This window comes from Microbacterium sp. Root166, from assembly GCF_001427145.1.
Classification (GTDB): domain Bacteria; phylum Actinomycetota; class Actinomycetes; order Actinomycetales; family Microbacteriaceae; genus Microbacterium.
Map to the genome: position 1 here is coordinate 23,174 of NZ_LMGL01000001.1, position 21,716 is coordinate 44,889.

Sequence of the window (21,716 nt, forward strand, 5' to 3'; positions counted from 1 at the left end):
CGTTCGGCTGACTCGCTCTCCGCTCTGCGAAGATCCGGGTTCGGCCACGCGGGCTGTTTTCGGGTAACAGTCCGCCAAGGCGAGGGGCGGGCGGCTTCGCCGCCCCTCGCCTCCTCCCACTCCGCTCCCCGTTCCGGTTCATCTCCCCCCTACCGGAACGGGGAGCGATTACTTTCCGGTCGCCTGGACGCCGAGGCTCAGGCGAGCTCGGGGTGCGGGATCTCTCGCCAGAGATCCACCGAGTCCTCGTCCGAGGGCGCCCCGACCGCGGGTGATCGCCCGACGACCGTGACAGCGACCCGCGCATCAGGAGACGTGCGGATGTAGAGCCGCTCCGAGCTCGCCGAGCGCAGCGCTTCGGCCAGTTGGGCGCGGATCACGATGAGGGAGTCGTCGTCGAGGCCGTCGAGGCCGCCCTCGTCGAGCACGGTGACGTTGGCCCCGCGGCGGCGGGCGCGCTCGAGCTCTGCGCGCACCTCGTCATCGAGTAGACGGGGGCCGCGCATCTCGTCGCGCAGCCGGCCCTCCGCCAGCCTGGCCTCGAGCCGGTCATCGTCGTTCAGCCGCCCGCCGGTGGCCACCGTGCGGGTGAGCACGGGTCCGGCCACCGCGAGCGCCTGCTGGACCTGCACTCGGCGTTCGCGCTGCCGCACCGACTGGGTGGCCTGCCATCCCGACGCCGCGCGCTGCAGCTGGGCGAGCCGGGCGGTGTCACGAGCGGCGCGGTCCATCGAGCGGACGAGCAGCTGCGCCGTCGCGACCCAGACGATCGAGCCGACCAGGCCGAGTGCGAGCGCACTGGCCCACCCCATCCAGGCCATGGAGGCGATGGCGAGCAGCGCGGTGCCCGCCCATGCGGTCCATGGCCGCCGGCGGACCATGACGATGGTCATGAGCGCGCCGATCCCGCCGAGGTACCACGTCGCGAACGAGGCGGTGCGGGCGTCCGGGCCGACGGCGTACGCGACCGCGGTGGGCACGATGACCGCGCACGCGATCGCGAGCACCTGAGCCGGCACAGGGAGCTTGTGCGGACCGCGCCCGGCCGGGGCCAGGGGATCCTTGTCGCCGGTCTCTGCCGACGGTGGAGTCGAAGCAGCCGGGGCGACAGACCGCGGACTGCTGTACCAGAAGATGCAGAGCCACGTCGACGCGAGGTAGAACCCGAGGGTGGCGATGGCCACGAACGGGTGCGGCACGGGCGCCGTCCACCACATGCCGCGCGCCGCGAGATAGGCCGTGAAGGCGAGCGCGAGGGCGACGAGGACGTTCTTGACACTGATCATTCGCCCGCCTCCCGCCACGTCAGGCGGACCGAGGTGCCGCGATGGCCGGAGTCGATGGTGGCCAGCCCGCCCACCGCCGCGACGCGCGCGAAGATGGATGCCCGGATGCCGAGGCGGTCGTCGGGCACGTCCTCGAGGACGAAGCCCTCGCCGGAATCGCGAACCTCGATGTCGATCTGATGCTCTGTCGCCGTCACCGAGACCGTCAGCCCCTCGCCGCCCGCGTGCTGGACGGCATTCGCGACGGCCTGCGTCGCGGCGAGCGCAAGGGCGCGAGCCACACGGCCGGGCACCGACAGCGGGACCGACTCCACAGCGCCTGTCTCCGCCGCGCCCGTCTCCGCCGCGCCTGTCTCCACCACGCGCCTTACGCTCAGCTCCACCCCCACCTCGCGTGCGCCCGCCTCGATGTCGTCGGCGACCTCGTCGGGGCGCTTCGGCGCGTCCGGACCCTCCGACCAGTCCTGGTCGGTGTTCGCCAGCCGGGTCAGCGCTTCCCGCGCCATCGCAGCCGCGAGCGTGCGCGCCCGTGGCGTCTCCGCGCGCTCGGCGGAGATGAGGGCCGCGAGGACGCTGTCGTGCATGAGGGCGGCGACGGCGATGCGCTCCTGCTCGCGGGCGTCCGCGGCGGCCGCCTCCGCGTAGGAGGCGACGGCACGGGCCCGGGTGCTGTCGACGTTGGCCGCGACCGAGCGGAACACCCATCCGAGCGTCAGGATCACGCCGCCCAGGATCAGCGCGAATGAGACGTCCAGACCGACCGCGATCCAGAAATCGCTCGCGAAGCCTCCCTGAATGAGCCGCACGAACCCGAACAGCAGCGGCGCGAGCATGGTCCACACGATCTGCAGCGGGAACGGGAACGCCAGCACGGCGGCGAGGGTGGCGATGTTCACCAAGTACCAGATCCACGGCTGGTCGGTCGCGACCGGGCTCGATCCAGCCGTCGCGATCGGCCAGGTCGTGAGGGCCAGCACGTACGCGAGCGCGAAGACGCCCGCGGTGAGCCGCACTCCGAAACCGATGAAGCACGCGATGATCATGATCGTCAGCGGCCCGAAGACCGCGACCATCAGCGGGATGTGCCAGCCGGGGCGCTCCTCACCGGGGCCGAGGGCGCTGAGGAACGCCTGCGTACCGAGCACGAGCGAGCCGAAGCCGCCGGTGAGGACGATGATGCGCTCGACGCGCGTGCGCGTGAACGAGCCGATGCCCGACGTGGCCTCGCGCGAGTGCGGGATCATCCCCCACGCGCTGTCGAGGACTGCCGCGTCAGCCGCCACGCGGGACGCTCTCCTGATCGCCGGTCGGCTCGATCACGATGCCGTCCTCCATCGCTCGCCGGAGCAGGTCGACCTTGGTGGGCGCGGGGCGCCCCACCTCGACGTATTTCACGCGGACACGCGTGATGTTCTCCTTGGCGGTGGAGTACGCCACGCCCAGCCGGTCGGCGACCACCTTGAGCGGCAGGCCGGTGGCGTACAGCCGCAGGACCTCGCGTTCGCGCGCGGACAGCTGCGCGTCGGCGAACTCGCGGTCGCCTTCCACGGCGCTGGCCCATTCCACGTTGTTCAACGGCTCGCCCCGGGCGACGGTGCGCACCGCGGCGATGACATCGTCGATCGGCGAGGACTTGCTCACGACTCCGGCGGCACCGGCGGCGAGCGCCTCGCGCACCGCGGCCGGTCGATCCGCCACGCTGTGGATGATGACGCTCGAACCGTCGCTGACCAGGTTGCGGACGTTCTCGGTGACGGTCGTGCCGTCGCCCAAGGTCAGGTCGAGCACGGCGACGTCAGCGGGTGGGGCGCCGCTGGAGGCACGCCACGCGAGGTACTCGGTCACGCTGCTGCCCGAGAACACCACCTCTTTCGTCAGTGCGCGGGCGCACGCCGCTTCGAGTCCGAGTCGCACGGATTCGTGATCATCGATGAGGGCAACCCGGGTCATGGCGTCAGCCTATCGCCGTGACCGCGACGGCATGAGGGTGGCGACTGCTTCGACGTGGTGTGAGTTGGGGAACAGATCGAGCGCCTCGACCGCGGTGGTGTCGTACCCGGCGTCGCGGAAGATGGCGACGTCGCGGGCGAGCGCCACCGGATCGCAGGCGACGTACACCACCGCGCCGGGGGCCAGCGACGCCACCGACTCCACCACGGCGCGACCGGCGCCCGCACGCGGCGGGTCCAGCAGAACGACTCCGCGGGAGAGCCGCTCCTTCTCCGCGGCCGTCGCCTCGGCCGCGAGCCGTGCGAGCCAGCGATCGACACGGCCGGTCTCGGCGCGAGCTCCGACCCACTCGACGAGGTTCTCGGCGGCGTTGTCGGTGGCGCGCGGATCGGACTCCACCGTGGTCATCCGGGTCGCCCGGCCGCCGACGTCGCCCATGGCCGCGGCGAACAGTCCGACTCCGCCGTAGAGGTCGAGGTGCCAGGCATCGGCATCCCACGAGACGTGCTCGCCGAGCCCCGTGAGCACGGAGCGCACCGACTGCGTGAGGGTGTGCGCGGCGAGGCGGTGGACCTGCCAGAAGCCGCCGGCATCGACGCGGAAGTCGCGGTCGCCGACCCGCTCGTAGACGATCTCGGGCTTCGGCTCGACAGGCTTGGGACCGCTGCGACCGCGGCCACGACCCGCAGGGCGCTCCGGGCGGACGATGACCCGGACCCGGCCGTCGTCCGGCTGCACGAGGTCGATGCGACCCGGCTGGCCGCCGCGGAGCGCGAGCGCGGCATCCTCGACCTCCTGGGTCGCCAGCGGAAGGTCGTCGACCGCGATGACCCGGTGGCTGCGCGCGGCGTAGGGCCCGACTCGCCCCTCGTCATCGACGTGGAGGCTCACCCGCGTGCGCCAGCGCGTTCCGTCGGACGTCTCGGGAGCAGACGTCGCGTCACCCTCCGCAGCGCCGATCGAGACCGGCAGATCGACGCCGCCGAAGCGGTGCAGCGCGTCGGTGAGGACGTTGAGCTTGAGCCGCCGCTGCTCGGCGAGATCGATGTGGCCGAACTCGGCGCCGCCGGGGCGCCGCTCGGGGTCGACGTCGATGTCGGCCTGCCGCCAGACGTGCGCGCGACGGTGGGGCGAGGCATCGAGGACTTCGAGCGCTTCCCCGCGCCAGAACGAGTTCTTCGAGGTGTCGGTGAGCCGCACGCGTACCCGCTCGCCGGGAAGCACATCGGGCACGAAGACCACTCGCCCCTCGTGCCGCGCCACGAAGACGCCGCCGTGGGCCACGTCGCCGATCTCGAGGTCGATGATCTGCCCGCTGTCGCCTGTCGATTCCGTCACGTGGGAGAGCCTACGGTGGACGCATGCGCGTGTGCCTCGCCTCGACCTCTCCCGCCCGGCTCATGCTGCTGCAGCAGTTCGGGATCCGGCCCCTCACGCTGGCCCCGGACGTCGACGAGGAAGCCGTCGTCGACGCGATCGAGTCGGCAGAGCGACGCACCCTCGCCCCCGACGAGCACGTCCTCCTCCTCGCGCGGCGGAAGGCGGCCGACGTCGCGGGCCGCCTCGCCGACGAGATCCCCGGCTTCGACGGGATCGTCATCGGCGGCGACTCCATGTTCGAGCTCGACGGCGAAGTCCTCGGCAAGCCGCACACCCCCGAGAACGCGGTCGCCCGCTGGCGCGCGATGCGCGGCCGCACCGGCGTGCTGCACTCCGGGCACGCGGTGGTGCGGCTCGAGCCGGGCTCCGCTCCCCGCGAGGTGCACGCCGTGGCCGCGGCATCCGTCACCTTCGCCGATGACGTGACGGATGCCGAGATCGAGGCGTACGTCCGCACCGGAGAGCCGCTGCACGTCGCCGGCGCATTCACCGTCGACAGCCTCGGCGGGGCGTTCATCACGCGCGTCGACGGCGACCCTTCGACGGTGATCGGGATGTCGCTGTCGACCCTGCGCGTGCTCGTGCGGGAGCTCGGCGTCGACTGGACGTCGCTCTGGCACACGGTCGATCCGTCGCTCGACGGGGATCCGGGATTGTCGTAGGAGTCCCACGTTTCGTAGCGCTTCTTGTGGGAACCGGTCAAAAGCAGGGCCGGGGGCGTCGGTAGGCTGACATCCATGCCTCATATCGCCAAGGTGCTCATTGCCAACCGCGGCGAGATCGCCGTCCGTGTCATCCGCGCCGCACGCGACGCCGGCAAGTCCTCCGTCGCCGTCTACGCCGATCAGGACCGCGACGCCATGCACGCCCGGCTCGCCGACGAGGCGTACGCCCTCGACGGCCTCACGAGCGCCGACACCTACCTCTCGATCGAGAAGATCCTCTCGGTCGCGCGCCGCTCCGGCGCCGACGCCGTGCACCCCGGCTACGGATTCCTCGCCGAGAACGCCGACTTCGCCCGCGCGGTGATCGGCGCGGGTCTGATCTGGATCGGACCCAGCCCCGAGGCCATCGAGGCCCTCGGCGACAAGGTCACCGCACGCAGGGTCGCCGAGAAGGTCGGCGCACCGCTGGCCCCCGGCACGCCCGGTCCCGTCTCGGGTGCCGACGAGGTCGTCGCCTTCGCCCAGGAGGTCGGGCTCCCGATCGCCATCAAGGCCGCGTACGGCGGCGGCGGCCGCGGCCTGAAGGTCGCCCGGACCCTCGAAGAGGTGCCCGAGATGTTCGAGTCGGCCACGCGCGAGGCGATCAGCGCCTTCGGCCGCGGCGAGTGCTTCGTCGAGAAGTACCTCGACAAGCCGCGTCACGTCGAGACGCAGTGCCTCGCGGATGCCGCGGGCAACGTCGTCGTCATCTCGACGCGCGACTGCTCGCTGCAGCGCCGCCACCAGAAGCTCGTCGAGGAGGCGCCCGCGCCGTTCCTCAGCGACGAGCAGAACAAGACGCTCTACGACTCGTCCAAGGCCATCCTCAAGGAGGTCGGCTACGTCGGTGCGGGTACCTGCGAGTTCCTGATCGGCGCCGACGGCACGATCTCCTTCCTCGAGGTGAACACCCGCCTGCAGGTCGAGCACCCGGTCTCGGAGGAGATCACCGGCGTCGACCTGGTGCGCGAGCAGTTCCGCCTCGCCGAGGGCGAGGAGATCGGCTACGACGACCCGATCGCCGACGGCCACTCGATCGAGTTCCGCATCAACGGCGAGGATGCCGGTCGCGGCTTCCTCCCCCAGCCCGGACCGATCCACGTCTTCAAGACGTTCGGCGGTCCCGGCATCCGCCTCGACTCCGGTGTCACCGCGGGCGACAGCGTCTCGGGCGCTTTCGACTCGCTCCTGGCGAAGATCATCGTCACCGGGCGCGACCGGGCCGAGGCGCTGCAGCGCTCGCGCCGTGCGCTCGACGAGTTCGAGGTCGCCGGCATGCCGACGGTCCTCCCCTTCCACCGCAAGGTCGTCCGCGACCCCGCATTCACGGCCGAGAACGGCGAGTTCGGCGTCTTCACGCGCTGGATCGAGACCGAGTTCGTCAACGACATCGCCCCGTGGGACGGCGAGGCCGAGGCTCCCAAGCCCGCCGAGACGCGCCACACCGTCGTCGTCGAGGTCGCGGGCAAGCGTCTCGAAGTCAGCCTGCCCGACCGCGTCGTGACCGCTCCGGGGACGACCGGCCGCCCGGCGGCGGTCCCGCCGTCGCGCCGCTCGCACTCGCCCTCGGTGGTCTCGGGCGCATCGGGCGACGCCGTCAAGTCGCCGATGCAGGCCACGATCGTCAAGGTCGCTGTCGAGGACGGCCAGCAGGTCGTCAAGGGCGATCTCGTCGTCGTGCTCGAGGCCATGAAGATGGAACAGCCGATCCAGGCGCACAAGGACGGCACCGTCGGCGCGATCAACGCCTCGGCCGGCACGACGGTCTCGGCCGGGCACCAGCTGCTGACGATCTCGTAGTCCCCGGGGTCCCGGGTTCGCCCAGAATCGGCGCGACGTCCGAGAATCAGCGCGACGCAGCGATTCTCTGACGCACGACTGATTCTCGCGAACAGCATGAGCAGAGCGGATGCCGAGGCTTCGGCATCCGCTCTGCTGTTCGTGTGTGCGGCTCAGGCTCCGTAGATGCCGTGGTCCACGACGTGCATGGCGCGTGCGGCGTCGGTGATGCTGCCCGACAGCGACGGGTACACCGCGAACACGCGCGAGACCTGGTCGACCGTCAGCCGGCGCTCGACCGCGATCGCGATCGGGTAGATGAGCTCGGACGCGCGCGGGCCGACGATGACCCCGCCCACGACGCTGCCGCTGCCCTGACGCGCGATGAGCTTGACGAAGCCGTCCTTGATGCCCATCATCTTCGCGCGCGGGTTGGCCGCGAGCGGGAGCTTGTGCACGACGGCGTTGATGAGCCCGTCGGAGATGTCCTTCTCCTGCCAGCCGACCGTGGCGATCTCGGGCGCGGTGAAGATGTTCGAGGTGATGCGCCGGCGCTCGAGCGGGATCACGACGTCGCCGAGCGCGTGGAAGATCGCGGTGCGCCCCTGCATCGAGGCGACGGAGGCGAGCGGGACGAAGGTCGTGCAGTCGCCGGCGGCGTAGATGTTGGGCACCGAGGTGCGAGCGACGCGGTTGACCTGGATGTGACCGGACTCGGTCATCTGCACGCCGGCCTGCTCGAGCCCGACGCCGGCGGTGTTGGGGATCGAGCCGACCGCCATGAGGCAGTGGCTGCCCTCGACGGTGCGGCCGTCGCTGAGCGTGACCACGACGCCGTCGCCGACGCGCTCGACCTTGTCGGCACGGGACTTCGACAGCAGCTTCATGCCGCCGCGCTTGAAGACCTTCTCGAGCACGGCCGCGGCATCCGAGTCCTCGCCGGGCAGGACCTGGTCACGGCTGGAGACGAGCGTCACCTTCGCACCGAGGTTCATGTAGGCGGAGGCGAACTCGGCGCCGGTGACGCCCGACCCCACGACGATGAGGTGCTCGGGGACGGAGGTCATGTCGTACAGCTGCGTCCACGTCAGGATCCGCTCGCCGTCGGGCATGGCCGTCGGCAGCTCGCGCGGCGATGAGCCCGTCGAGACCACGAGGGTGTCGGCCTCGATGCGATCGAAGTCCGTGCCGCCGGGACCCGTCGAGACGATGACCGAGTTCTCGCCCTCGAGCCGCCCGTGTCCGGAGATGATCCGGACGCCCGCTTCGACGAGCGAGGCGCGCATGTCGTCGGACTGCTGCCGGGCGAGCGAGAGCAGCCGCTTGTTCACGGCGACGAGGTTGATCGCGATCTCGGGCTTGAGGGGCTTGCCGTCCTTGCCCTTGGCGAACAGCTGCACTCCGAGGTCTCCGGCCCCCGCGATCGCGACGGCCGCGTCGGCGGTGGCGATGAGGGTCTTGGAGGGGACGACGTCGGTGATGACGGCGGATCCGCCGATGCCCGCCCGTTCGACGACGGTCACCTCGGCTCCGAGCTGGGCGGCGGCGAGCGCCGCTTCGTAGCCGCCGGGTCCGCCGCCGATGATGGCGACGCTCTGAGTGCGCTCGAAGCTCAAGGACATGTGGACCATTCTCTCTTGCGCGGGCACCCGGGGACGACACCCCTCGCAGGCGCCGCTGGCCCTTGCGCCCGCGGCTTCCTAGAGTGGGGGTCATGTCAGACACGACCGGCAATCCCCTCGACGACCCCTCGGCCGATCCGTTCGAGGTGGCGGCCGCCGCAGCCGAGGACATCGCCCGCCTCACCGGCGTCGAGCGCCACGACATCGCCCTCACGCTCGGAAGCGGCTGGGGCAAGGCCGCGGAGCTCATCGGCGAGACCACCGTCACGTTCCCCGCGACTGAGGTGACCGGCTTCAGCAAGCCGGCGCTCGAGGGGCACGTCGGCACGCTCCGCAGCGTCCTCACACCGAAGGGCCGCCGCGTCCTCATCATCGGCGCACGCACGCACTACTACGAGGGCCATGGCGCCCGCCGTGTCGTGCACAGCGTGCGCACCGCCGCCGCGACGGGCGCGCGCACCATGGTGCTCACCAACGGCGCCGGCGGCATCAAGCACACCTGGAAGCCCGGGCAGCCGGTGCTGATCAGCGACCACATCAACCTCACCGGCGACTCGCCGCTCGAGGGCGCGACGTTCATCGACCTCACCGACCTGTACTCGATGCGCCTGCGCGACCTCGCCCGTACGATCGACCCGTCCCTCGACGAGGGCGTGTACTGCCAGTTCCGGGGTCCCCAGTACGAGACCCCGGCCGAAGTGCGCATGGCCAAGGCCATCGGCGGCCACATCGTGGGCATGTCGACGGCCCTCGAGGCCATCGCGGCCCGCCAGGCGGGCATGGAGATCCTCGGCTTCTCGCTCATCACGAACATGGCGGCCGGCATCCAGACCACGCCGCTCAGCCATCAGGAGGTGATCGAGGCGGGCCGCGAGGCTGAGCCGGTGATCTCCTCGCTCCTGGCCCGCGTGATCGGTGCACTGTGAGCGACGCCGAGATCCCGGCATCCGCTCCCGACGCCCAGGAACCCGCTCCGGAGTCGGTCCCGGCAGGGGCGGACGACGAGGCGTCGATCATCGACCGCGCTCGGGCGTGGCTGTCGCAGGATCCGGACGCCGAGACCCGGGCAGAGCTGCGCGCACTGATCGCGGCAGCCGAGGACGGCGACGCGGACGCCCTCGCCGGCCTCGAGGACCGGTTCTCCAGTCGCCTGGCGTTCGGCACGGCGGGTCTGCGTGGCGAGCTCGGCGCCGGCAGCAACCGCATGAACCGCGTGCTCGTCGCGCAGGCCGCCGCGGGACTGGCGGGCTACGTGAACGAGAAGAACAAGACGACGGATGCCGAGACCCCGGTCGTCGTCGTCGGCTACGACGGCCGTCGCAACTCGGACGTCTTCGCGAGGGACTCCGCCGAGATCTTCGCCGGCGCGGGCCTACGCGCGATCCTGCTGCCGCGACTGCTGCCGACCCCCGTGCTGGCCTTCGCGGTGCGCCACTTCGGCGCGGCGGCCGGGGTCATGGTGACCGCCAGCCACAACCCGCCCGACGACAACGGGTACAAGGTCTACCTCGGCGGCGACGACGAGGGTTCGCAGATCGTCGCTCCGGCCGACGCCGAGATCGCCGCGCACATCCAGCGGGTGGCCGATGCCGGCGACATCAGCGCGCTTCCTCGGTCGCTGGGCTATGAGATCGCCTCCGAGATCGTCGTCGACGACTACATCGCCGCGACCGCCTCGGTCGCCCCAGCACCGGAGGGCGCCGCCGGGCTGAGCTGGGTCTACACCGCGATGCACGGCGTGGGGTGGGAGACGTTCTCGCGGATCCTCGATGCCGCCGGATACCCCGCGCCGATCCCCGTGACCGCGCAGCTCGAGCCCGACGGAGCATTCCCGACCGTCGCCTTCCCCAACCCGGAAGAGCCCGGCGCCATGGACCTCGCCTTCGAGCGCGCCCGGGAAGCGGGCGCGGAGCTCGTGATCGCGAACGACCCGGATGCCGACCGCCTCGCCGTGGCCATCCCGGACGCATCCGCCGAGGACGGCTGGCGGCGGCTGACCGGCAACCAGATCGGCCTCCTGCTCGGCTGGCGTGCCGCACGGCTGGTGTCCGAGGCAGGCGCGCCTGAGGGTGCCTCGCTGGCGTGCTCGCTCGTGTCCTCGCCGGGCCTTCAGTCGGTGGCTGAGCACTACGGGCTCGACTTCCATTCGACGCTGACCGGCTTCAAGTGGATCTCGCGTGCGCCCGGCATCGTCTTCGGCTTCGAGGAGGCCCTCGGGTACCTCGTGAACCCCGAGACGGTGCGCGACAAGGACGGGATCTCCGCTGCGATCGCGATGCTGGGTCTCGTGACCGAGGCGCGCGGCCGCGGTCTCGCCCTCGCCGACCTCCTCACCGAGTTCGACGAGACGTTCGGCGCCTTCGCGAGCGACCAGATCTCGGTGCGCGTCGACGATGTGTCCGACATCGCCCGGATCATGGCGGCATTGCGGGCGCAGCATCCGTCCGCCATCGGCGATGTGTCCGTGGAGCGGGTCGACGACCTGCTCGAGGGCGTGGACGACCTGCCGCCCGGGGACGTGCTGCGGCTCTGGCTCACCGACGGCTCGCGGGTCATCGTGCGGCCGAGCGGAACCGAGCCCAAGCTCAAGCTGTACCTCGACGTCCGCGGCGACTCGGCAGCGGATGCGGCGGCACGCGTCGAGCAGCTCGCCGCGGGTGCCCGGGAGCTGCTCGACCAGATCGGCTGAGCGCGTCACGGCTCCCCTACGGCGTGTCCGCGGTGCGTGCTAGAGTCGCGGCCGCGAGCTCCTCGGGCCGATGGTCCGGGGTCCTCGCACGGGGGACGTCGAGACGGAGGCGGGCGCAGTGAGCATGCAGGGCGACGACCAGACGGATGCCGCGACCGACGATCCCGGGGAAGCCGTCGCCGCAGAGGCCCAGGCGAGCGATCCGCCGCACTGGCTGCGCAAGGTCATCCTGTTCCTGAGCGGACAGACCGTGAGCCTGCTGGGCTCGATGCTCGTGCAGTACGCGGTGTTCTGGTACCTGACCATCGAGTACCGCTCGGGCGTGTACATGATGCTCGCGGCGCTGTTCGGATTCCTGCCGCAGGCCGTCGTCTCGATCTTCGGCGGGGTGTGGGCCGACCGCCATAACCGCAAGTACCTGATCATGGGCGCCGATGCCGCGATCGCCCTGTCGACGCTCGCGCTCGCGCTCATCATGATGACCGGGTATGACGCGGTGTGGCTGCTGTTCGCCGTCATGGCCGTGCGCTCGGCCGGCGCGGGCATCCAGATGCCCGCGGTGTCGGCGCTCATCCCGCAGATCACGCCGACCCGCAACCTCATCCGGGTCAACGGCATCAACGGCTCGATCCAGTCCGCCATGATGCTGCTCGCCCCCGCAGCGGCTGGGGCGATCTACGCGTGGTCGTCGGCGGCGACCGGCGGCACGGCGGCCTCGCTGATCCCGATCTTCTTCATCGACGTCGTCACCGCGGTGATCGGGATCGGCATCCTGGCGTTCATCTCCGTCGGCACCGTCCGCAAGGCGTCCGACGTGCAGACCGGCTACTTCGCCGACCTCGTCGACGGCGTCCGCTACATCGTCCACCACGCCTTCGTGCGCTGGCTGCTGATCGTCTTCGCGATCATCTTCGTGCTGACGGTCGCGCCGTCGAACCTGACGCCGCTCATGCTGGTGCGCACCTTCCCCGCCGGCGAGGCGCAGGACGTCGTCAACCTGGCGGTGCTCGAGATCGCGTTCAGCATCGGCATGATGCTGGGCGGCATCCTCGTGGCGACGTTCTTCGCCAAGCGCAGTCGCATCGGCCTGATCGTCACGTCGTCGCTGGTGTTCGGCGTGCTCTCGATCGGCCTCGGCCTGGCACCGAACATCTGGATGTTCTTCGGCTTCATGTTCCTGGTGGGGCTCGCGGTGCCGTTCTTCTCGACGCCGTCGATGACGCTGCTGCAGGAGACCGTCGAGCCCGAGCGCCAGGGCCGCGTGTTCGGGTTCCTCGGAATCGTGATGGCCGTCGCCATGCCGCTCGGCATGGTCGTGTTCGGCCCCCTCGCCGACGTCATGCCGATCGAGCTCCTGCTGATCGCCGCCGGTATCCTCACGTTCGTCGTGATCGGCCTGGCCGTGTGGCTCCCCGCCGGGCAGCGCGCGATCGCCGCCGCGCGCGAGGCCTCGCAGGTCGCCGAGCACGACCCCGCCGCCGCGGCGGCTGCCGTCGAGGCCGTCATGCACGGCAAGGATTCCTGACCGGCGAGCAGGAGTGCTGAGCCCAGGGTCCTGAGCCCAGGGTCCTAGGCTCGGGGGATGCTCCTCACGCAGCCGGTGTCGCTCGAGAACGCCTTCGTCCGTCTCGAGCCGCTGAGTCCCGACCACACGGCTGACCTGGCAGCGGCATCGATCGGCCTCGAACACGCCTGGTACACATCGGTGCCGTCCGGCGACGCCGTCGCGGCCGACGTGGAGCAGCGGCTCGCCTGGCAGGCCGAGGGGCACATGAACGCGTGGGCGGTGCGGCGGCTCGAGACCGGCCGCGTCGTCGGAGAGACCACGTTCTGCAACATCGACCAGGCCAACCGGCACGTCGAGATCGGGCACACCTGGCTCGGACTGGAAGCGCAGCGCACCGCGGTGAACACCGCGGCCAAGCTGCTGCTGCTCACGCACGCGTTCGAGTCCTGCGACGCGATCGCGGTGGAGTTCCGCACGCACTGGCACAACCGCCAGTCGCGTGAGGCGATCGCCCGGCTCGGCGCCAAGCAGGACGGCGTACTGCGCAACCACCGGCTCGGACCCGACGGCACGCTGCGCGACACGGTGGTCTTCTCGATCCTTCCGGCCGAGTGGCCCGCGGTGAAGCTCGGCCTCGAGGAGCGCCTGCGCCGAGGCTGAGGCCGGCCGGCTCACCCGAGCGGATGCCGGGACCTCTCAGAACCGTATGTGAGTTCATGCTCACACGCCCTCGGACGGGACGGGGCCGGCGGCGCCGAGTTGCCGGTCGCTGCCGTTTCGACGGGCGCGTAGCCACAACGAGTGGCATCTCGGTGGCACGATCGGGGTCGATGGCGCCGAGTTGCCGGCTCCGGCGCCGAGTTGCCGGTTAGCGTCGCTTCGACGGGCGCGTACTGACAACGAGTGGCAACTCGGCGGGGACGAGCGGCCAAACGGCTGTGTGAGCATGAGCTCACATGCGGTTTTGACGGATGCCGAGATCAGCCGTCGATGACCGCGACCAGCTCGTCGAGGAAGCCGCTGAAGTCGGTGCTGCGCCGGACGATCCGCTGCACGCTCTCGCGCTCGGAGAAGACCTCGACGAACTGCTCGAACACCGTCTGGAACGCCTCGCGATCGGTCTCGGAGAACGCCACCAGCGCCACGACCTGGACGCGGCCGTCACCCCACGCGATCGAAGGGTCGGCGATGCCGATCGCGATCGAGGTCCGCGTCGCGGTCATGCCGAGGGCGTGCGGAACCGCGAGCGCATCCGTGAAGGCGGTCGAGGAGAGGTGCTCGCGCTGGATGGTGCGCTCCACGTAGTCGTCATCGATGACGCCCTGCGCGATGAGCGTCGCACCGAGGTCGCGGATCACCTGCTCGACGCCGGCGGAGGCATCCAGACCGCGGAGGAACGCGGAGGGCGAGAAGTAGCGCTCGAGCTCCGTGCGCAGCCGCGCCAGTCGGCGGCTGCGGCGGATGCGCCCCGCGGCCGCCTGCACGCGCTCGATGTCGGCGTCGGTGAGGAACGGCTGGATCCGCACGATGCGCTCCCCCGGCACCGCCGGGTCGATCGTGGTGAGCACGAGGTCGGTGTCGATCGAGCTCCAGTCCGGGTCGACCCTGGTCTCGACGCCGACCACCTCGATGGCCTGGCCCAGCGAGCGGTCGACCGACGAGCGCAGCAGCTCGTGCAGCTCGTAGTACCCGGGGCAGACGATGGTCGCGGTGAGCAGCTGGTCCGCTCGGCGGCTGCGCTCGAGCCGGCCGCCGACGTGCATCGCGATGTAGGCGATCTCGTCGTCCAGGAGCGGGATGCCGAGCCGCTCGTGCAGTCCGTTGGCGATGAACACCGCGACCTCGAAGATCATCGGGTAGGTCGACTTGAGCGACCGTGTCAGCGGGTTGCGCGACCACGCCTGCTCGCGCGAGCGATGCAGCAGGTTCTGGACGTGAAGCGCGAGGCGCAGGACGAAGTCCTCGTGGGCGATGTCGACGAGGAACTCCGCCGCGGCCTGCTCCACGACCCCGCGCACGGCGGACTCGACCTCAGGCTCGATGGGCGGCTGGTCCTGCGCCGGCGCCCCGCCGGTCCCGCCCGGCGCCACGACGCGGGTGAGCACAAGGGTGGCGAGATGCTGCAGGTCGCCGCTGCCCAGCTCGACCCCTAGGTGGCGCTGCGTGAGCTCGGCGATGATCCCGGCGACTTCGGTCCGCGCCGACCGGTCGCCCGGCGTCGGGAGCTCATCGGGCGCGGCGTCCAGCGGCCGGTCGTGCGCAACGCGGTCGGCCGCGATCGCGATGTGCATCACGACGTCGGTGATGCCGAACTCGTTGACGAACCACCCGAGGTCGCCGAGCCGGGCGACGAGCTCGGCCTTGAAGGGACCGAACGCCGCCGCACCGACCGACCCCTCGCCGAGCGTGCGCCGGAGCGCGGCGAGGTCGAAGGATCCGGCATCCATCTCATCGTGCGCCAGTCTGCTGAGCAGACGTCGTTGAGCGACCTCGGTGCCTCGCAGCCGCGCACGCGACGCGGAGCGCTCGAGGGTGAGCTCGGTGCCGCCGAGGAGGCCGCGCACGCGCGCGAGGTCGGCGTCCAGCGTCGCCGAGCTCACATGGAGCACCTCGGCCGTCTCGAAGACGTCGATGCCGTCCGGGGCGGCGAGCAGCGAGCGGACCAGGGTGTGCAGGCGGTCCCGGGGAGTGCCGGCCTCGCCCGCCGCCCGCAGCGCCGTCGCGGCATCGGGACCGGCGCGGTACCCCTGGGGTCCGGATTCCACGGCGGTGCCGGGGGCCACGCGCGCATTGAGCGCGGTGACATAGGAGCGGATGCTGCGCGGCGTGACCCCGAGCGCGTCGGCCAGCGTGGCCGCAGTCGCCCAGTCATCGTCTCGGGCGAGCAGGCCGAGAAGCCGATCCTGCCTCGCGCGGGTCACTGTGCTCCTTCCGGGGCGCCCTGCCGACGCCCTCGTGGTGGCAAGTCAATCATGAGCGTGTCTGCCCGGGGCCTCCCCCGCTCCGCCTTCCGCCCCTGCGGAAGAAGGACTGGTTGTCCGCTCTCAGCATTTTCACAACAATGGCCTCAAGGAGGCGGGTCGATGAGGATCCTGGTGATCTGCGGTGCGGGTGCGTCGAGCACGTTCGTCGCTCAGCGCGTGCGCCGCGCCGCACTGGACCAGGGATTCGAGCTGACCGCCGTGGCCGGCACGGACCAGTCCCTCGCTGCCGACCTCGCGGGTGCCGACATGGTGCTCGTCGGGCCGCATCTCGGCCACGCCCTGGAGCGTATCCGAGCGGATGCCGCAGCCACGGGTGCGGTCGTCGTGCCCCTGCCCGCCGACATCTTCAGCGACATGGACGGTACGCGCACCCTCGAGCTCGTCCGCGCCGCCTCCCCTGCCCGCATCACCCACGCCGACTGACACCCACCGGAAAGGCCATCACATGCCCCCCACCTCCCGGACCGTCCGGATCGGATCCGCGCACGGCCTGCACGCCCGCCCCGCGAAGATGTTCGCGCAGGCGGCGAAGGATGCCGGCATCCCGGTCACGGTCTCCAAGGGCTCGGGGGCGCCGGTCAACGCGGCCAGCATCCTCGGCGTGATCGCCCTCGGCGTCGAGCAGGGCGACTACGTCACCCTCACGGCCGACGGCGACGGCGCCGAGGACACACTCGACACGCTCGCCGAGCTCCTCACGACCGATCACGATGCGGAGTAGACGATGACCGAACTGCGAGGAGTCGGAATCGGCCTGGGCGTCGCCCAGGGGCCCGTCGCCCGGATGGCCGAGCCGCTGCCGGCACCGAGCGACGCGCCGAGCACGCTGAGCCCCGACGAAGAGAAGGCGCGGGTGAAGGATGCCGTCACCGCCGTCGCCAGAGAGCTCGAGCAGCGCGGGACCCAGGCGGGCGGCGCCGCCCAGGAGGTGCTCGAGGCCCAGGCCATGATGGCGGAGGACCCGAGCCTGGAGGACGAGGTCGGGACCCGGATCGCCCGGGGGCTCACCGGCGAGTTCGCCGTCTTCGACGCCTTCGCCTCGTTCCGCGAGCAGCTCACCGCCCTGGGAGGCTACCTCGGCGAGCGCGCCGCCGATCTCGACGACGTCGCCCAGCGCGTGATCGCACGGTTGCGCGGCGTTCCCGCTCCGGGAGTGCCCGATCCGGGGCATCCGTTCGTGCTCGTCGCGAAGGATCTCGCGCCGGCCGACACCGCCCTGCTGGACCTCGACAAGGTGCTCGCGCTCGTGACGACGGAGGGCGGCCCGACCTCGCACACCGCGATCCTCGCCCGCGAGAAGTCGATCGTCGCCGTCGTCGGCGCCGTGGACGCCAAGAGCCTGCGCGAGGGCGAGATGGTGATCGTGGATGCCGCGGCCGGCGTCGTCACGACCGAGCCCACGACGGAGGAGCTCGATCGTGCGAAGAACCGGGCGGAGGACCGCGCCTCGGCGTCGTCGGCTCCGATCACCGACGGAGCCCTGTCGGACGGCACGCCCATCCCCTTGCTCGCGAACCTCGGCAAGCCCGAAGCCGCGGCCGACGCCGTCGCACTCGGCGCGGAGGGTGTGGGCCTCTTCCGGACCGAGTTCCTCTTCCTGAGCTCGGCCCAGGCTCCCACCGTCGAGCAGCAGCGCGAGGCCTACACGAAGCTGCTGTCGGCGTTCCCCGGCAAGAAGGTCGTGGTCCGCGTCCTCGACGCCGGCGCCGACAAGCCGCTCGCCTTCCTCAACGACGCGCACGAGGAAAATCCCGCGCTCGGACTTCGCGGCATCCGCGCCCTCCGCGCGAGCGAGGACATCCTGCGCGAGCAGCTGACGGCACTGGCAGAGGCGGATGCCGCGACCGACGCCGACCTGTGGGTCATGGCCCCGATGGTCGCGACGGTCGAGGAGTCGGTGTACTTCACCGACATCGCGAAGGACTACGGCATCAAGACCGCCGGGGTCATGGTCGAGGTGCCGTCGTCGGCACTGCTGGCGGATCGGATCCTCGCGTACTCGGACTTCGCCTCCATCGGCACGAACGACCTTACCCAGTACACGCTGGCCGCCGACCGGCTGCTCGGCTCGGTGGCGGCGTTCCAGGACCCGTGGCACCCCGCGGTGCTGCGGCTGATCCGCGAGGTCGGCGATGCGGGCCGGGTCCACGGCAAGCCCGTCGGCATCTGCGGCGAGGCCGCGGCCGACCCGCTGCTCGCCGTCGTGCTGGTGGGTCTGGGGGCGACCAGCCTGTCGATGGCGCCCACGGCCCTGGCCGATGTGCGAGCCACCCTCTTGCAGCACTCGATCGACGACGCCCGCGTCATCGCCGAGGCCGCCCTCGCCGCCGATGGTGCGGCATCCGCCCGAAGTGCAGCCCAGGCTGCCGCCACCCGATAGCCCGCGCGAGCGGCCGACCACCCGACACCAGCGATTCACCGCAGAACAGGAGACACAGCAATGACAACGACGTCACCGCCCGCCACGGGCATGAACAAGGCACGAGTGGGGGTGCAGCGCTTCGGCACCTTCCTCTCCGGCATGATCATGCCGAACATCGCGGCCTTCATCGCCTGGGGCTTCATCACGATGCTCTTCATCCCCGCCGGCTTCTTCGGCGCGGACAGCCCGTTCGGCTGGCACTGGTATCCCGTCGCCGAGATCATCGGCGGCGGCGGCGACCAGGCCGTCATCGGCTGGCAGGGCTCGATGGTCCAGCTCGCCGAGGGCGAGGGCGGGAACTTCCTCGCCTACGTCGGCCTGGTGGGGCCCATGGTGGTCTACCTCCTGCCGCTGCTCATCGCGAACACCGCCGGCCGCATGGTCTACGGCGAGCGCGGCGGCGTCGTCGCCTCCATCGCCACGGTCGGCGTGATCGTGGGCACCGACATCCCGATGTTCCTCGGCGCCATGATCATGGGCCCGCTCGCGGCGCTCATCACCAAGTGGATGGATCGGATCTGGGACGGCAAGATCAAGCCCGGGTTCGAGATGCTGGTGAACAACTTCTCCGCCGGCATCCTCGGCATGATCCTCGCGATCGTCGGCTTCTTTGCCTTCGGCCCCGTGATGCTCGGGATCAGCGCCGTCCTCGGCGGCGCTGTCGGCTGGCTGGTCGACTACAACCTGCTGCCCCTCGTGTCGATCATCGTCGAGCCGGCGAAGGTGCTGTTCCTCAACAACGCGATCAACCACGGCGTCTTCACACCGCTCGGCATCGAGCAGGCGGCAGAGACCGGCAAGTCGATCCTGTTCCTCATCGAGGCGAACCCCGGACCGGGCCTCGGCCTGCTGCTGGCGTTCACCTTCTTCGGGGTCGGCGCGGCCAAGGCCTCGGCACCCGGCGCGATCATCATCCAGTTCTTCGGCGGCATCCACGAGATCTACTTCCCGTACGCGCTGAGCAAGCCGATGACGATCCTGGCGCTCATCGCGGGCGGCGCGACCGGCGTCACGACGAACATGCTGCTGGGCGGCGGGCTCGCGTTCCCGGCGGCTCCCGGCAGCATCATCGCCGTGACCGCGGCCGCCATCGGACCCGGCGTCGGCAACCTGCTCGTGGTCTACCTCTCGGTGATCCTCGCGGCCGTCGTGACCTTCCTGGTCGCCGGCGTCATCCTGCGGGCCTCGCGCAAGCGCGACCTGCTCGCCGAGGCCGACGCGTTCGGCGCCGCGATCAGCCAGACCGAGGCGAACAAGGGCAAGTCCTCGGCCGCCATGGACGCGCTGCGCGCGTCCGACGGCAAGGACCGCGCCGCGCTGCACGACGCCGAGGAGGCCCTCGACAAGCTCGAGACCGAGGCGGAGACCGCGGGCCTCGCCAGCGGCGGCATCCTCACCACCAAGCGCGTGCAGAACATCGTGTTCGCGTGCGACGCGGGCATGGGGTCTTCGGCGATGGGCGCGAGCGTGCTGCGCAACAAGATGAAGAAGGCGGGCATCGAGGACGTCACGGTCGTCAACAAGGCGATCGCGAACCTGGACGCCTCCGCCGACCTCGTCATCACGCAGAACCAGCTCACTGACCGGGCACGCAAGCAGACGCCCGGTGCCGTGCACGTCTCGGTGGACAACTTCATGAACTCGCCGCGCTACGACGAGGTCGTGGACCTCGTCCGCGACCAGCACCAGGATGGTGTGTAGGCGCTGAGACGACTGTGGGGTCGGGCGGCGCGAGGCCCCCGGCCCCATGGTCCTCGGCTGCGGCATCCGTAAATCGAAAGGGCAGGCGAAATGGCACGTGACGTACTGAGCATCGGCCAGGTGCGGATCCACAGCGGCAGCGCGACGCGCGAAGAGGCGATGAAGGAGGCCGCCGACATCCTGGAGTCAGCCGGTGCCGTCACCAGCGCCTACTTCGATGCGATGCAGCAGCGCGAGCAGACGGTGTCCACCTACATGGGCAACGAGCTCGCCATCCCGCACGGGACGAACGAGACGAAGCACACCATCCTCGATTCGGCGCTGTCGGTGGTGCGCTACGACGGCGGCGTGGACTGGGGCGGAGAGCCCGTGACCTTCGTGGTCGGCATCGCCGGCAAGGGCGACGAGCACCTCGAGATCCTGTCGCAGATCGCGATCCTCTTCTCCGACGAGGACGACGTCGAGCGGCTCAAGGCGGCGCAGACGCCGGAGGAGCTCTTCGCGCTGGTCTCCGCAGCGGGCGTGTGATGAAGGCGGTCCATTTCGGCGCCGGCAACATCGGGCGCGGCTTCGTCGGGCTGCTGCTGCACCAGGGCGGCTACGAGCTGGTGTTCTCGGACGTCGCCGCGCCCCTGGTCGACGCGATCAACGCCGTCGACCGCTACACGGTGCACGAGGTCGGCGAGGGCGGGCGTGACACCGTCGTGACCGGCTTCCGGGCGATCAACAGCGCCGAGCACGCCGACGAGGTGATCGACGAGATCTCGACCGCCAACGTGGTCACCACCGCCGTGGGGCCGACGATCCTGAAGTTCGTGGCGCCGCACATCGTGGCCGGCCTCGCCCTGCGCAATCCGTCGGCGCCGCCGCTGCAGATCATGGCGTGCGAGAACGCCATCAATGCCACCGACCTGCTGCGCGACGAGATCCTGGCGCTCGCGGGCGACGCGTGGGACGGCCTCGCGTCGCGCGCGGTCTTCGCGAACACCGCCGTCGACCGCATCGTGCCCGCTCAGCCCGAGGGCTCGGGCGTCGACGTCACGGTCGAGCCGTTCTACGAATGGGCGATCGAGCGCCCGCCCTTCGGCGACCAGCCGCCGGTCATTCCGGGGGCGCACTTCGTCGACGATCTGGCGCCGTACATCGAGCGCAAGCTGTTCACGGTCAACACCGGCCACGCCACGACGGCGTACTTCGGCGCCCGCGCGGGCATCGACACCATCGCTGCGGTGCTCGAGGACCCCTCCATCGCTGCTCGCGTGGCCGCCGCGCTCGAGGAGACCTCGGCGCTCCTCGTGGCCAAGCACGCGCTCGACCCGGCCGAGCTGGCCGCGTATCGCGCCACGATCCTGACCCGTTTCCGCAACGCCGCGCTGCCCGACACGGTGTGGCGGGTGGGGCGGCAGCCGCTGCGCAAGCTGTCTCGGCACGAGAGGTTCGTGGGCCCGGCGGCCGAAGCGGCAGAGCGTGGACTGTCCACGGACGCCCTGCTCGACGCCATCGGGGCGCTCCTTTCCTTCGACGACTCCGAGGATCCGCAGTCCGTGGATCTGCAGCGGATGCTGCGGGAGCAGGATGCTGCGGCCTTCACCGCCACGGCCACCGGCCTCGACCCGGAGCATCCGCTCTTCGACCGCGTGGTGGGCGTGGTCGCCGCGCGGCAGGCGGAGATCGGCGTCTGAGTCGCCCAGC

At 70.9% G+C, this 21,716-nt stretch carries 18 protein-coding genes; 12 read left to right on the forward strand and 6 right to left on the reverse strand.

Going from position 1 to position 21,716, the window contains the following annotated elements; genetic code table 11:
* Positions 1–197 precede the first annotated feature (197 nt).
* From ASD56_RS00100 to ASD56_RS00115, 4 genes are read right to left on the reverse strand one after another with little or no spacing between them, the layout of a single operon-like run.
* Positions 198–1,286, reverse strand: coding sequence for a hypothetical protein (locus ASD56_RS00100; protein WP_055959777.1), 1,089 nt, complete (start codon positions 1,284–1,286; stop codon positions 198–200).
* Positions 1,283–2,569, reverse strand: a complete 1,287-nt coding sequence (locus ASD56_RS00105; RefSeq protein ID WP_055959779.1) for an ATP-binding protein — start codon at positions 2,567–2,569, stop codon at positions 1,283–1,285. The genes ASD56_RS00100 and ASD56_RS00105 overlap by 4 nt, the downstream gene beginning before the upstream one ends.
* Complete coding sequence (locus ASD56_RS00110; protein WP_055959781.1) at positions 2,559–3,236, reverse strand: response regulator transcription factor; 678 nt, start codon at positions 3,234–3,236, stop codon at positions 2,559–2,561. Before ASD56_RS00110 ends, ASD56_RS00105 begins: the two co-directional genes overlap by 11 nt.
* A 9-nt stretch (positions 3,237–3,245) precedes the next feature.
* Positions 3,246–4,574, reverse strand: a complete 1,329-nt coding sequence (locus ASD56_RS00115; RefSeq protein ID WP_055959784.1) for a class I SAM-dependent RNA methyltransferase — start codon at positions 4,572–4,574, stop codon at positions 3,246–3,248.
* Positions 4,575–4,597: 23 nt separating this feature from the next.
* Here ASD56_RS00115 and ASD56_RS00120 point away from each other — a divergent pair, with 23 nt between their 5' ends.
* Both ASD56_RS00120 and ASD56_RS00125 read left to right on the forward strand, forming a co-directional pair.
* Entirely contained in the window at positions 4,598–5,278 is a 681-nt protein-coding gene (locus ASD56_RS00120) for a Maf family protein (RefSeq protein WP_055959787.1), read from the forward strand.
* 75 nt (positions 5,279–5,353) lie between these two features.
* Complete coding sequence (locus ASD56_RS00125) at positions 5,354–7,120, forward strand: acetyl/propionyl/methylcrotonyl-CoA carboxylase subunit alpha (protein ID WP_055959790.1); 1,767 nt, start codon at positions 5,354–5,356, stop codon at positions 7,118–7,120.
* Between the two features lie 152 nt (positions 7,121–7,272).
* Here the strand turns inward: ASD56_RS00125 and ASD56_RS00130 are convergent, their stop codons facing one another.
* Positions 7,273–8,721, reverse strand: a complete 1,449-nt coding sequence (locus ASD56_RS00130) for an NAD(P)H-quinone dehydrogenase (protein ID WP_235565450.1) — start codon at positions 8,719–8,721, stop codon at positions 7,273–7,275.
* Positions 8,722–8,813: 92 nt separating this feature from the next.
* On the opposite strand from ASD56_RS00130, the gene ASD56_RS00135 reads away from it, so the two are divergent.
* From ASD56_RS00135 to ASD56_RS00150, 4 genes are all read left to right on the forward strand, one after another.
* Positions 8,814–9,647, forward strand: a complete 834-nt coding sequence (locus ASD56_RS00135; RefSeq protein ID WP_055959796.1) for a purine-nucleoside phosphorylase — start codon at positions 8,814–8,816, stop codon at positions 9,645–9,647.
* Between the two features lie 86 nt (positions 9,648–9,733).
* Positions 9,734–11,410 (forward strand): phospho-sugar mutase, encoded by a 1,677-nt coding sequence (locus tag ASD56_RS00140; RefSeq protein ID WP_055963333.1) that lies wholly within the window; start codon positions 9,734–9,736, stop codon positions 11,408–11,410.
* A gap of 124 nt (positions 11,411–11,534) precedes the next feature.
* Positions 11,535–12,935: an MFS transporter gene (locus tag ASD56_RS00145; RefSeq protein ID WP_055963336.1), complete on the forward strand. Its 1,401-nt coding sequence runs from the start codon at positions 11,535–11,537 to the stop codon at positions 12,933–12,935.
* Positions 12,936–12,992: 57 nt separating this feature from the next.
* Entirely contained in the window at positions 12,993–13,577 is a 585-nt protein-coding gene (locus ASD56_RS00150; protein WP_055959799.1) for a GNAT family N-acetyltransferase, read from the forward strand.
* Between the two features lie 320 nt (positions 13,578–13,897).
* On the opposite strand, the gene ASD56_RS00155 is transcribed toward ASD56_RS00150, so the two are convergent.
* Positions 13,898–15,838: a BglG family transcription antiterminator gene (locus tag ASD56_RS00155; protein WP_055959802.1), complete on the reverse strand. Its 1,941-nt coding sequence runs from the start codon at positions 15,836–15,838 to the stop codon at positions 13,898–13,900.
* Positions 15,839–16,000: 162 nt separating this feature from the next.
* Here ASD56_RS00155 and ASD56_RS00160 point away from each other — a divergent pair, with 162 nt between their 5' ends.
* The 6 genes from ASD56_RS00160 to ASD56_RS00185 all read left to right on the forward strand — a co-directional run bounded on the left by ASD56_RS00160 (position 16,001) and on the right by ASD56_RS00185 (position 21,706).
* Positions 16,001–16,324, forward strand: a complete 324-nt coding sequence (locus ASD56_RS00160; RefSeq protein WP_055959804.1) for a PTS sugar transporter subunit IIB — start codon at positions 16,001–16,003, stop codon at positions 16,322–16,324.
* Positions 16,325–16,346: 22 nt separating this feature from the next.
* Positions 16,347–16,622 carry an HPr family phosphocarrier protein gene (locus ASD56_RS00165; protein ID WP_055959807.1) on the forward strand — a complete coding sequence of 92 codons (276 nt, stop codon included), beginning with the start codon at positions 16,347–16,349 and terminating at the stop codon, positions 16,620–16,622.
* Positions 16,623–16,625: 3 nt separating this feature from the next.
* A complete protein-coding gene (gene ptsP / locus ASD56_RS00170) occupies positions 16,626–18,281 on the forward strand; it encodes a phosphoenolpyruvate--protein phosphotransferase (RefSeq protein ID WP_055959810.1) in 1,656 nt (551 codons plus the stop codon).
* 60 nt (positions 18,282–18,341) lie between these two features.
* On the forward strand, positions 18,342–20,024 hold the full coding sequence (locus ASD56_RS00175) for a PTS mannitol transporter subunit IICB (RefSeq protein WP_055959813.1): 1,683 nt from the start codon (positions 18,342–18,344) through the stop codon (positions 20,022–20,024).
* Between the two features lie 90 nt (positions 20,025–20,114).
* A complete protein-coding gene (locus ASD56_RS00180) occupies positions 20,115–20,552 on the forward strand; it encodes a PTS sugar transporter subunit IIA (RefSeq protein ID WP_055959816.1) in 438 nt (145 codons plus the stop codon).
* Positions 20,552–21,706, forward strand: coding sequence for a mannitol-1-phosphate 5-dehydrogenase (locus ASD56_RS00185; protein WP_055959819.1), 1,155 nt, complete (start codon positions 20,552–20,554; stop codon positions 21,704–21,706). Before ASD56_RS00180 ends, ASD56_RS00185 begins: the two co-directional genes overlap by 1 nt.
* The last annotated feature ends 10 nt before the right edge of the window (positions 21,707–21,716 follow it).